Annotated in this window: 12 protein-coding genes; 3 read left to right on the top strand and 9 right to left on the bottom strand. The window is 67.4% G+C overall.

Annotated features, from left to right (window positions below; genetic code table 11):
• Positions 1–883 precede the first annotated feature (883 nt).
• From gspD to gspG, 5 genes are read right to left on the bottom strand one after another with little or no spacing between them, the layout of a single operon-like run.
• Positions 884–3,274, bottom strand: coding sequence for a type II secretion system secretin GspD (gene gspD, locus AC07Y9_RS10195; protein WP_102679325.1), 2,391 nt, complete (start codon positions 3,272–3,274; stop codon positions 884–886).
• Positions 3,271–3,837 carry a type II secretion system protein M gene (locus AC07Y9_RS10190; protein WP_102679326.1) on the bottom strand — a complete coding sequence of 189 codons (567 nt, stop codon included), beginning with the start codon at positions 3,835–3,837 and terminating at the stop codon, positions 3,271–3,273. Before AC07Y9_RS10190 ends, gspD begins: the two co-directional genes overlap by 4 nt.
• Positions 3,830–5,023, bottom strand: a complete 1,194-nt coding sequence (gene gspL, locus AC07Y9_RS10185; RefSeq protein ID WP_102679327.1) for a type II secretion system protein GspL — start codon at positions 5,021–5,023, stop codon at positions 3,830–3,832. Before gspL ends, AC07Y9_RS10190 begins: the two co-directional genes overlap by 8 nt.
• Positions 5,020–6,003: a type II secretion system minor pseudopilin GspK gene (gene gspK, locus AC07Y9_RS10180; RefSeq protein ID WP_102679328.1), complete on the bottom strand. Its 984-nt coding sequence runs from the start codon at positions 6,001–6,003 to the stop codon at positions 5,020–5,022. The genes gspL and gspK overlap by 4 nt, the downstream gene beginning before the upstream one ends.
• 8 nt (positions 6,004–6,011) lie before the next feature.
• Positions 6,012–6,491, bottom strand: coding sequence for a type II secretion system major pseudopilin GspG (gene gspG / locus AC07Y9_RS10175; RefSeq protein WP_016704695.1), 480 nt, complete (start codon positions 6,489–6,491; stop codon positions 6,012–6,014).
• A gap of 148 nt (positions 6,492–6,639) precedes the next feature.
• On the opposite strand from gspG, the gene gspI reads away from it, so the two are divergent.
• The gene (gspI, locus tag AC07Y9_RS10170; RefSeq protein ID WP_102679329.1) at positions 6,640–7,068 is read left to right on the top strand and encodes a type II secretion system minor pseudopilin GspI; all 429 of its coding nucleotides are present in this window, start codon (positions 6,640–6,642) and stop codon (positions 7,066–7,068) included.
• Positions 7,069–7,249: 181 nt separating this feature from the next.
• Here the strand turns inward: gspI and AC07Y9_RS10165 are convergent, their stop codons facing one another.
• On the bottom strand, positions 7,250–7,681 hold the full coding sequence (locus AC07Y9_RS10165; protein WP_007930664.1) for a type II secretion system protein N: 432 nt from the start codon (positions 7,679–7,681) through the stop codon (positions 7,250–7,252).
• 107 nt (positions 7,682–7,788) lie between these two features.
• Here AC07Y9_RS10165 and gspH point away from each other — a divergent pair, with 107 nt between their 5' ends.
• Positions 7,789–8,250 carry a type II secretion system minor pseudopilin GspH gene (gene gspH / locus AC07Y9_RS10160; protein WP_085531027.1) on the top strand — a complete coding sequence of 154 codons (462 nt, stop codon included), beginning with the start codon at positions 7,789–7,791 and terminating at the stop codon, positions 8,248–8,250.
• Positions 8,247–8,870 carry a PulJ/GspJ family protein gene (locus tag AC07Y9_RS10155; protein WP_102679330.1) on the top strand — a complete coding sequence of 208 codons (624 nt, stop codon included), beginning with the start codon at positions 8,247–8,249 and terminating at the stop codon, positions 8,868–8,870. Before gspH ends, AC07Y9_RS10155 begins: the two co-directional genes overlap by 4 nt.
• A gap of 340 nt (positions 8,871–9,210) precedes the next feature.
• On the opposite strand, the gene AC07Y9_RS10150 is transcribed toward AC07Y9_RS10155, so the two are convergent.
• From AC07Y9_RS10150 to AC07Y9_RS10140, 3 genes are read right to left on the bottom strand one after another with little or no spacing between them, the layout of a single operon-like run.
• A complete protein-coding gene (locus tag AC07Y9_RS10150; protein WP_102679331.1) occupies positions 9,211–10,161 on the bottom strand; it encodes a FecR family protein in 951 nt (316 codons plus the stop codon).
• A gap of 39 nt (positions 10,162–10,200) precedes the next feature.
• The gene (locus AC07Y9_RS10145) at positions 10,201–10,746 is read right to left on the bottom strand and encodes an RNA polymerase sigma factor (protein ID WP_009043644.1); all 546 of its coding nucleotides are present in this window, start codon (positions 10,744–10,746) and stop codon (positions 10,201–10,203) included.
• Positions 10,743–11,357, bottom strand: a complete 615-nt coding sequence (locus AC07Y9_RS10140) for an STN domain-containing protein (RefSeq protein ID WP_087091180.1) — start codon at positions 11,355–11,357, stop codon at positions 10,743–10,745. Before AC07Y9_RS10140 ends, AC07Y9_RS10145 begins: the two co-directional genes overlap by 4 nt.
• Between the last annotated feature and the right edge of the window lie 237 nt (positions 11,358–11,594).

The following is an 11,594-nucleotide window of genomic DNA, read 5'->3' as shown; positions in this document are numbered from 1 at the left end:
GCCGCAGGCTGCGATCGGGCGCGCAGCGCACGCCAAGCCAGGCGGCGCGGTGCATCAGGCGGATCGAGGTGGATGGTTTTGCGTCTGCTGCGCAGCCGATCGCAGCCTGCGGCAGCGGCTACAAGAAGCGCGTACAACGCGCCTGGCTTTGGCTTTAGCTGTGGCTTTTGATCTTGCCCTTGATCCACTCGCCCCTTTCCCAAAGGCCAAACACAGGCGTTGCGCAGGAGGTAACTCCGTAGGAATGCCTCGATCCCTGTAGCCGCTGCCGCAGGCTGCGATCGGGCGCGTAGCGCACGCCAGGCCAGGCGGCGCGGTGTATCAGGCGGATCGAGGTGGGTGGTTTTGCGTCTGCTGCGCAGCCGATCGCAGCCTGCGGCAGCGGCTACAAGAAGCGCGTACAACGCGCTTGGCTTTGGCTTTAGCTGTGGCTTTTGATCTTGCCCTTGATCCACCCGCCCCTTTCCCAGAGGCCGAACGCAGGCGTTGCGCAGGGGGTAGCGCGGCAGGGATGCCGCGCTAGCCGCCCCAGGCCATGGATGGCCTGTGGCGGCGGGCCCCCGGAGCAATGCCGGAGTGAGGGCATGCCGAGCCCTAGCGAGGCACCGAATGGAGGGGCGAGACTTTTTGGTTACTTTTGGGGCGTTTGCCAAAAGTGACCCGCCGTAAGGGCGGAACCGCCAGCAGTCATAACCGCAGTACCGGATATGTACACCAACCCCACTGTAAAAGCGGAACCCTAAGTCGCCATTACCGCAGTAACGGATATGTACCCCGCCCCCGCCGTAAAGGCGGAACCCTAGGTAGCCGTTACCGCAGCAACGGATATTCCCCCCATCACCCAGCGCACCAGACGCCGAGCGCATAAACGCAACAGGCGAACTCATTGCACCGGCACCGCTTTGATCCTCACCCTCGGCGCTGGCACCGACACCGGCACAACCCCCGGCACCCCCTGCTCCGCCGTCGGCAATTGCGGCGCCTGCATGTCCGGCATGGCCCAGCTGCGGTCCGGCTGCAGGCCGCCCTGGGCGCGGCGCATGAAGTCGTAGCGGTTGAGGGTGATGCTGCGCCCCGCGGCGCTATCGCGAATGATGTAGGGCCGCAGGAACACCATCAGGTTGGTCTTGTTGGTCGAGCGGCTTTCGTTGCGAAACAGCGCGCCGATCCCGGGGATAGTCGACAGCCACGGCACCGCGTTGTTGCTCTGGCTGTAGCCGTCCTGCAGCAGGCCGCCGAGGACCATGATCTGGCCGTCGTCGAGCAGGATGCTGGTGTCGATCGCGCGCTTGTTGGTCACGGTGCCGGCCTGCACCGAGGCGCGCTGGTCGACGCTGCTGACCTCCTGATAGATGTCGAGCTTGACCGTGCCGCCCTCGGAAATCTGTGGCCGCACATTCAGCTTCAGGCCGACTTCTTCGCGCTGCACGGTCTGGAACGGGTTGTTGCTGTTGCCGCCACCGCCGGTGACGTAGCTGCCGGTGACGAAGGGAATGGTCTGGCCGACGAAGATGCTCGCCGCTTCGTTGTCCAGGGTCAGCAGGTTCGGGGTCGACAGCACGTTGTTCCCGCCCTTGCTCTTCAGGGCCCGGGCCAGCACCTTGAGGTCGAGGATCTTGCCGATCCCGGGGATGTCCACGGTGCCGTTGACCAGGCCGACGTTGAGGCCCTGGGGCAGCACATCGATGCTGGTCTTGCCGTTGAGGTTGAGGCCGCTGCCGCCGAGGTTGGCGCCGCCGATGACGCCGCTGCCACCGAGATTGCCGGTCTGCCACTGCACGCCGAATTCGGCGGCGTCGTCTTCGTTGACTTCGACGATCAGGCTTTCGATCACCACCTGGGCGCGACGCTGGTCGAGCATGTCGATGACTTCGCGCAGGTTGCGGTACAGCGGTTCCGGCGCGGAAATCAGCAAGGTGTTGGTGGTGGCATCGGCCTGGATGGTCACGCCGCCGGCGCTGAAGGCGGTGTTCTGCTCGGACGCCTGGGTGCCGCCCTGGCTGCTGCTGGAACTGCCGCCCTGGGCATAACCGCTGCCGGAGCTGCCGCCGCCGAGGCTGGAGCTGCCACTGGTGGAGCTGGTGCTGCCGCTCTGGCCGCTGCTGGAACTGCCGCCCTGGCTCATGCCGCCCATGCTGCCGAGCATGGCCCGCGCGTTGTCGCCGGTGCCGCTGTCGCTCTCGCCGGTGAGCAGGCCGCGCAGGGCCTGGGCCAGCTTGCCGGCCTGGGCGTTGCGCAGGTACACCACGTGCAGGTTGCTCGGGTTGCTCTGGGCGTTGTCCAGCTTGTAGATCAGGTTGCGCGCAAGCTCGGTGCGCTCGGGGCTGCCGGTGCGGATGATGATCGAGTTGGAACGCGGGTCGCCGACCACGCTGACCTTCTGGGTCGGGTCGGCGCCCTGGGTTTCCAGCAGCTCGGAGACCATGCCGGCGATGTCCACGGCGATGCCGTTCTGCACCGGCACCACGTCGGTGTCCAGGGCGCTGGGAATGTCGATGCCTTCGATGATCTGCGCCACCCGGGTGAGGTTCTCGGCGTAGTCGGTGATGACGATGCTGTTGTTGCCCGGGTAGGCGTTGATCGGGTTGTTCGGCGACACGATCGGGCGCAGCACCGGGATCAGGTTCACCGCGTTTTCGTATTGCAGGCGGAAGGTGCGGGTCAGCATGCCGTTGGCCGACGGCTTGCCGGCGTTGTAGATCGGCCCGCCGAGCAGCTTGGCGTCGGCTTCCGGCACCACCTGGGCCACGCCGCCGACATCCACCACGCTGAAACCCTGCATGCGCAGGGCCGCCAGCAGCATGTCGTAGGCCTGGTGGGCCGGCACTTCGCCTTCGCTGACCAGGGTCAGGTTGCCCTTGACCCGCGGGTCCACCAGGAACTGCTGGCCGGTGGAACGCGCCAGCGCCCGGACCACGGCCTGGATATCGACATCGACGAAATTCAGGCGCACCGGCTGGTCGCCCAGGGGATTGCGCACCACCGTGCTGCTGGCGGCGGGAGCACCGGGGGCGCGTCCCGCACGGCTGATCGGATGCTGGAATTTGGGACGCTGGGTCTGTTGCGCCTGGGCCCGCTCCCGCTCGGCCACCACATCGCCGCCACTGCGATTGGTCTCGCCCAGGGGCCGCCCCAGTTCGCTGTCCACCAGCAACGGTGGCTGTGGCTCCTTGCTGTTACTGCACGCCGCCAGCGCCAGGGCCAGCGGCCCCAGCAGGAGCAAGGGCAGTGCCTTGCGCGATTGGCGGGCGTAAAAAGAACCTGACCACTTCATGAAGCTTCCTTAGCGCCAAGCGCCTGATCCATGCGAACGGTTCCGGACAGTTTGCCTGCCGTGCCATCGATGTCGGCCGGCCCCGCGCGTTGCAGGCGGGCCTCCACCACTTCCAGGGAAAACTGCCGGGGATTGCCCAGCAGCCAACCGACCACGGCATCCGCCGGGGCCTCTTGAAAACTCAAGTGCCAGGCCTGGGGCTCGCCCTCGCCCGCCAGCTGCAACTGGTACAGCCCCTGCAGGCCGGCGGCATCCAGGGTCTGGCGCAAGGACTGCTCCAGGCTCTGCCCCGGCTCGCCGCCACGGGGCCCGCCGGCCTGGTGCAGCACCAGCTCCAGGGCTTCGGACTGGGAGCGCAGCTTGGGGATCTCGGCCTGCCAGTAATCGATCTTGTTCAGGGCCGGCTCGATCAGCACCAGCCACACCAGCAAGCCACCCAGCAGCGCCGCCGCTCCGGCCAGCAGGCGTTTCTCGCGCAGGGCCAGGCCGTTCCAGTACAGTTGCGCCTGGGCGGCCTGACGCTGCCAGCGTTGCCGGTAACGGCTGAGGTTCAGCTTATTCATCCTCGTCTTCCTCGCTGTCGTCGGCTTCCATCGGCACCGCGCCGGTCGCCATGCCTGTGGCGGCGCGCAGGGTCCAGCCCTGGTCGCCGGGGCTGGCTTCGAGCCCGGCCTGGGTCAGCAGGCCCTGCCAGCCGCTGTCGGGCGCGGGGACACGGGTGTCGCTGAGCAGGCTCAGTTGCAATTCGCCGTTCTGATAGTTCAAACGCTCGACCCCGCCGATCACGAAAGGCATGGCATTGCTGGCCTGCAGCACCAGGCTGTTGAAGCTGTGCGGAGCGTCGCCGCTGGCCCCGCTCTGCCGCGCCGCCAGTTGCTGACGCGCCTGTTGCAGGGGGTTGAGGATCACCGGCAATTCCGGGAACACCTGCTGCACCCGTTGGCTCATCTGCGCCTTGAGCTGCTGGCCCTGGGCCGCCTGGCGCGCGGCGTAGAGGTTCAGGCCCAGGGTCCAGACCACCAGCGCCACCGCGCACAGCGCCGCGGCACGGCCCCAGCCCTGCTGGCGAGCGCTGTTGTCCTGCACCCCGCCGTGCAGGCCCCAGTCGGGTGCCTGGCCGGTCCAGCGGCAGCTGTCCGGCAGTTGCTCCAGGGCCGCTGGCGGGGCCGCCTCGCCTATCCATTGCAGCCCAACACCGTTGGCCAGCAACGCCTGCAAGGCGTCTTCGGGTAGCGGTTGCACACTGCCCTGCCGCGGGCTATGGCGCAGCAACAGGTGCTGGTCTTGCAGGCAGGCGGTCAACTGGCCCGCCGTCGGCACCGGCAAGGCATAGGGCGCCGGGTACAGGCCGCGCAGTTTCAGGCCGGCCTGCTCCAGCACCTGGCCGAGCCGCGCCAGCGCCTCGCGCGGCAACCAGCTGATGTGCACCTGGCCGTCGCTGTCGCGCGGGCTGTGGGCCACGTACAGGCTGTCGCTGTGGCCGAGAATCAGCGCCTGGGCGGCACAGGCCACCGCCGCGCTGACCTTGGCCGGCGTCAGGGCCGGCAGCTCGATACTCGCCAGCAGGCTGTCCTCCGGGTGCAGGAAACACTCCACCGCCGGCGCCTTGGGCATCTGCCCCAGTTGCATCAGGCTGGCTTCGCCGGCTTCCTTGACCTGGCCTTCCTTAGCCTGGAGCCGGGCAAAGCTCACCCGGCTCTCGGCCGTCAGCGTATGCAAGGGCGGCAGGCTGACGCGCAAGCGGCTCATACGCCCACCCGCGACCAGATCACTCGGGGCATGTTGTCTTCGCTGCGGTGCAGCAAGGCCAGCAGCTTGACCCGGCGCCGCTCGCCACGGGCCTGGCCTTGCAGGCGGAACCATTCGCTGGTGATGCCGACCCGCACCGCGTCCGCCGGTACCTGCGGCATGCGCAGGCGATTGATGAAGTCACCCTGGTTGATGAACCACTGGCCACTGTCGCGCTCGGCGATCAGCGCCTTGGCCCGTGGCAGCGCCAGCCCGGGCACGGTCGCGGCGAGCACTTCGGCGCTGGCGGTGTTGCCGTTGACCCAGGTATTGGCCGGCAGGATGGTGACAAAGGGTTGCAGGCGCGCCAGCAGCTTTTCGTCGACGCCGTTCACCCCCAGCAAGTCGTCGAGACTGCGCAGCATCGGTTGCTTGGCCAGCAGCGGTTTGCGCGCGGCCTCGGGCGAAGTGTCGCGACCGCTCTGGAAACCGTTATTGGCCGGCGCCGCTGTGCCTTCCGGGCTCAACTGCCGTGGGTAGGAAGCGATCACCCGCTGGCTGATGCGCTGGCCCAGGGTCGCGCTGACCCCGAGCAGCTCGCACAGGCGCTGGAAATTCTCTATCTGCAACGGGTCGAGCCGGTCATTGGCGAGCAGGTTGCGCAGGTTGAACTTGCTCTGCTCGTCCTCCAGCCGCCCCTCGAACGGCCCGGCGCCCGGCCCCAGGGCCGCGAGCTGGATCGGCCGCGCCCAGTTCTGGTCGAGGCGGGTCAGCACGTCGCGCTGGCGGTCTTCCCACAGGCGCTGGCGGCTGACCTCCATGCCGCCCTGCAACTGCCAACTGCCCTGGACCCGTAGCTGCTCGCTTTCCAGCCCGCGGGTGAACAGGGTCTGGCGGGTCAGCATGCCGCCGGCGATCACCGCCACCACGGCGGCGATCAACAAGGCGCTGATAATGGCCATGCCACGCTGTTTCGCCGCTGTCGGCGAACGGGCTGTCATGGCGGCGCTTACAACTGCCAGGAGCCGATATCGGCATTCACGCCGTCACCGTCTGGCTGGCCGTCGGCCCCCAGGGAGAACACATCCACTTCACCGTTGGCTCCCGGGTTCAGGTAATGGTAAGGACGGCCCCAGGGGTCGTTGGGCAGGCGTTCCAGGTAGGAGCGCCAGTTGCTGTTCTTGGCATCCGCCGGGCGCTCCACCAGCACTTTCAGGCCCTGGTTCATGCTCGGATAGGTGCCGTGGTCGAGGCGATAGAGCTTGAGGGCCTGCATCAGCCCGCCGATGTCCTGCTTGGCCGCGGTGGCCCGGGCCTGGTCCGGACGGTCGAGTACCTTGGGCACCACCATCGCGGCGAGGATCCCGAGAATGACCACCACCACCATGATCTCGATCAGGGTGAAACCGCCCTGTCCGCGTGGGCGGCGGGGCTGGAGGCGGGGCTGAAGATGAGGCTGGGGGTGTGACGTGAAGCGCACGACATCCATCTCGACGTTCCTTGGCTTGATTTCGATTCGTCGGGCAGTGTTACAAGAAAATATGTCAGTGATATTGACGTTGCTCGGGAGCGTCCGTAGCCAATCGGTCAAATTTGCCATGTAGCCTGCAAGCCTCCATTTGCGCCACGAGACGTCCATGCCGGGGCCACGCCAGCCACTACTCAAACGACCCGCCGGACCGCCAGCCGCTGAACAGCGGGGTTTCACCCTGATCGAGGTGCTGGTGGCGCTGGCGATCATCGCCGTGGCCATGTCGGCGGCGATCCGCGTGGCCGGCTTGATGACCCAGAGCAATGGTTTGTTGCGGGATAAGTCCATCGCCTTGCTGGCGGCCCAGTCGCGCCTGGCGGAGCTGCGCCTGGAAGGCCGCCTGCCGTCCGGGACCAAGAACATCGAATGCGATCAGGGCCGGCTCAAGCTGCGCTGCGAACAGAACATCGCCCCCAGCCCCGACCCACGGCTGTCCCGGGTCAGCGTGCTGGTCCTCGACCGCAGCCGCGAGGCCCCGCCCCTGGCGCGCCTGGATACCCTGGTCGCGCGGACACCGAAAAACCCCAATCGCTAAGGAATAACCCTGTAGGAGCGAGCTTGCTCGCGATGGACGTTAACGATAATGCGTGTTGAGTGGATGAACGCGGCGTTCTCGGGTCCATCGCGAGCAAGCTCGCTCCTACAGGGGACTCCGCTAGGCATGGCCTGCGTAGCGCCGAAGGCTCCAGCATGCAGCCGCTTGTCGTACAGAACCATCACTGCCGGGTCAGCACCGGCAACGCCGGGCTTTCCGGCAACTTGCTGACATCCAGCCGCGAGCGCTCGCCGCCGCGCTCGATCACCACCCCGTCGCCCTCGATGGCCACCAGTTGCACGCCCTGGGCCAGGCGCTCGCCCACCAGGAAGCTGCGCGGCGGCGCGTCGTTGAGGCTGAGGATCGCCACCGCGCCGCGGGGGCTGGCCATCAACCCGGTGACCTTGATGTCCAGCGCCAGCGGCTGGTTGGAAAACCACTGCTGCGCCGGGCTCTGGGCCTGGGCGGCCAGGGCTTGCGGCGGCGCCTGCGGGGTGCGTGACTCGGCGGGGGTCAGCAGCAGCGACGACCAGGTCGCCACCCCGGCCACGATCGCCAGCAGGGCCACGGACTGCACCAGCTGCGGCGGGGAAAATCGATGGACGAATGCCATGGCAAGGACCTCCTGTTTGTCCGTCTTCGCAGCCTAGCGCGCAATGGTCACGTTTTTATTTCACATTCGCCGGGCAGGATGAAAACCGACGCACAGGAGCGCGCCCCATGACCCCATCCCGACAACAGGGCTTCACCCTGATCGAGCTGATGGTGGTGCTGGTGATCATCGGGATCGCCAGCGCCGCCATCAGCCTGAGCATCCGCCCCGACCCGCTGCAGGGCCTGCGCAAGGATGCCGAGCGCCTGGCGCAGTTGCTCCAGGTGGCCCAGGCCGAGGCGCGCGTGGATGGCCGGCCCATCAGTTGGCGGGCGGATGCCAAGGGTTTCGCCTTCAGCCGGCCCAGCGACGACGGCCGCGGCCTCGATCAGTTCAAGGACGACCCGCAACTGCGCCCGCGGCCCTGGGAAAGCCCGACGATCAAAGTGCGCATCGAGCCCGGCCCGCGGCTGGTGCTCAACGCCGAATGGATAGACGCGCCGCTGCAGGTGCAACTGTCCGACGGCCGGCACAGCCTGACGGTGCAACGCACCGCCACAGGCCAGGTCCGGGTGGTGGCACAGCCATGAGGGCGCGGACCAACCAGCGCCAAGGCGGCTTTACCCTGATCGAGGTGATGGTGGCGATCCTGCTGATGGCGGTGGTCAGCGTGATCGCCTGGCGCGGGCTGGACAGCGTCAGCCGGGCCGACAGCCATTTGCAGGCCAGCAGCGCGCAGACCGAGGAACTGCTGCGCACCCTGTACCAGCTGGAACGGGACGTGGCGCTGCGGGCCAGTGTCGAACTGATGGAACCGGTGCCGGCCGGGGCCGATGCCGAAGCCGTCGATGTGCCGGCGGCCCTGACCGTGCGCAGCGCCGACAGCGGCACCTTCCGCCTGGATGTGATCCGCAGTTCGGCGACGCCCGGCGAGGGCCTGCAACGGGTGCGCTGGTGGCTCAAGGGCGACACCCTGTACCGCGCGGCGGCGCCGGCCCGCGATCGTTATCCGCTGCCCGCGCCGAAAAACGGCGTGGCGGTGCTGGAGCATGTCAGCGACTTGCAACTGCGGGTCTGGGATCGGGACAAGGGCTGGCGCCAGCTCAGCGGCAACCGCAAGGAAAACCCGCCAGGCCTGGAGATCCGCCTGGTGCGGCAGACGCCCCAGGGCGAAGAGCGTTACCGCCAGGTGCTGGGGCCGTTGGAGTAAGGACAACGCCGGGTTGGACACCGCACCTGTAGCCGCTGCCGAGCCTGCGAGGCTGCGAACGAGGTGGGCGGCATTCCGACGAAGTCCTCGCCAAACCTGAGCACGCGGTTTGCCAGGAAAACTGGATTGCCCGGTTTACGAGCGCTGCGCGGTCGATCGCAGCCTCGCTGCGCTCGGCAGCGGCTACAACGGCAACGCACGTTAACGCAACGGCCATGGGGGATTTGGGTCGACGGCGATTCTGTAGGAGCGAGGCTTGCCCGCGATCCAGGCCACGCGGGCTGTCTGCTCGGACGCTATCGCGAGCAAGCTTCGCTCCTACAGATCCAGGTGCCAGGTCTCAGCTCAACAACACCACGCCGCCCGGCAATTCGGTGCATTTGGCGCCGTAGGCGTCGCGGATCAACAGGGCCACGCCGGCCAACTGGTTGAGGTTGAAGCGCGCCTGTACCTTGCGCTTGCCCAGCTCGGCGTTGAGCAGCACCAGCATGCCCGGACGGTAGCGGTTGATCTCGTCGATCACCGTGTTGAGGGTGGCGTTGTCGAACACCAGCACCTGCTCGCGCCAGGCGATCACCGCCGTCGGGTCCACCGTCGTCGGCTCGCCGACCTGACGGCTGTCGTAGGTCAGCTGGCGACCGCTGTCCAGGCGGATCAGCCGGCCCGCGACCTCGACCTGCAGCGCGCCATCGATGCAGGTCACGCAGACACTGTGGTTGGTATTGCGCACATTGAAACGCGCCTGTGAAGCGCTCAGCCAGCCGTTGCCAGCCTGGACTCGCACCGGCAGCGCGCTCTGGCTCAACACCTCGACCTCGCCTTCGAGCAGTTCGATGCCCTGCCCGCCGTCGGCCAGTTCGCGCCGGCTGATGCGAGTCTGGGTGTTGAGTTCCAGGCTCAGCCCGTCCTCCAGTTCGACCCGGCGCTGCTCGCCGACCTCGGTGCGGTAGTCGGCGCCCAGCCCGGCAAAACCGCCGGGCACCGAGACCCGCACCGCCACCAGGGCCACCGAGGCCGCCAGCGCCCCACCGAGAAAGGCCCGACGGCCGAAGCGCCGCGGCTGGGCCTGTTGCTGGCAGTGTTCGGCGGCCGGCTTCAGGCTGTGCCACAGCAACTTGGCCTGCTCGAAGGCCTCGGCATGCTGCGGGCTCTGCGCGCACCACTGCTGCAAGGCCCGGGCGTCGGCCGCGGTGGCCCGCCCCGAGGTCAGCAGGAGCAGCCAGTCCTGGGCCTCGTTGCGCAGCCGGTGGTCCGGTGTCGCCCGAGAAGTGGAGATGCTAAAGATGTTCAAGCGTGCGGGTACTCACGGATTAATCGGGGCCTTTAGTGACTAGGACGGTTTTCCGGCGCCGGGACCGAACCGCTGAATCACTTTTCTTTCAAGGCGCGAGGCGCAGTGGCCCAGGGCAGCCTTGATTTCCTTCTCGACCATCCGTGTCGAAATGCCGAAGCGCTGGGAGATTTCCAGGTGCGGCGCCTCCTCCAGGCGCGCGGCGATAAAGATCTTGCGGCGGCGCGCCGGCAGTTCGTAGAGCGCCTTGAGCAGCGACTGGATTTCCTTCTGCCCGCCCACCACCCGCGACGGGTCCAGGGCCTCGTCGCTGACCTGCAGCAGTTCCTCGACCTCGCTGCCGGTGAGCAGCCGGGCATCGGCCTCGCGGCGGTCGGCGGCGATGTTCAGGGCCATGCGATAGAGGTAGGCATTGGGCTGGGCGAGGTTCGGCGGCTCTTCCATGCGGTCGACCCGCAGGTAGGTTTCGTGCAGCACATCGTTGGCCAGGTCCTCCGAGCCCAGGCGCCGGCGCAGACGCACCTTGAAGTCGTCGTAGGAGGTCAGGAACAACCTGACCATCGCACTGTGCCCGGTATTCTTCATGCCCCGGAGGCTCCCTGGCGTTGTCTGCAATCCATGCGTTTTCCTGCGCTGTCGGGTATCAGAAGCAAGGTCACTGGCTGGCGCAGCGAACTTGGCGCGGGTCGTTCGACCCAGGTTTCGCTGAGGCTCTGCACCAGTGCCTCGTCGCGCCGCAGATCGCCGGTGGTGGTGACCAGGCGGCTGTGCTCGATATGCCCGCCGCGGTCGATCCACAGTTGCAGCACCGCGCGATAGCGCCCCGGCCGGGTCAGTTCCGAACGGCACAGGCCGGCCTCCACCGCGCGTTGCAGCGCACTGGCGAAACTGTCGCTGGCCCAGGCCCCGGCACTGCCGCCCGCCCCCTTGGGGGCAGGTGCATCGCTGAGCTGGGCGACTTGCAAGGTAAAGGCATCGGAGCGGGCGTAACGGGCCATCAAACCACTTCCTGTCAGCAGGCGACTCAGGGCGTCCCGGGCGCTGTAGCGCCCCTGGACCCGTACCGAGCGACGCCCTCGGGTCAGCTCGCGGTCCACCAGCACCGCCATCCCGGTCGAGCGGCTGAAAAGCTCAAGCGCTTCGGCCAGGTCTTGCGCAGCGATGTCCAGGTCCAGCAGCCGGTGCGAATCCACCATCGGCGGCGCGGGTTGCGCCGCCCGCAACCCGCCCGAGGCGGCCAGCGCCAACAGCAGCGCAAGCCCCCAGCGCGCGAACACCGCGTGAAAGAAAGACCGATACCCGACCTTTGCTCGGCGTCGCTGCACGGCTACCTGTCCCTGAAAACCGTCATCCTGAGGCCAGTTTATGAACCTGATGTGACGGTGCCCGCAAAAAAACCATCACCTTTGCGCCACCCGCCTTGCTTTACACTC

The organism is Pseudomonas sp. GW456-L12 (genome assembly GCF_059424045.1).
Note: the sequence above shows the minus strand (reverse complement) of the source record. Positions and strands in the feature narration are given on the sequence as shown.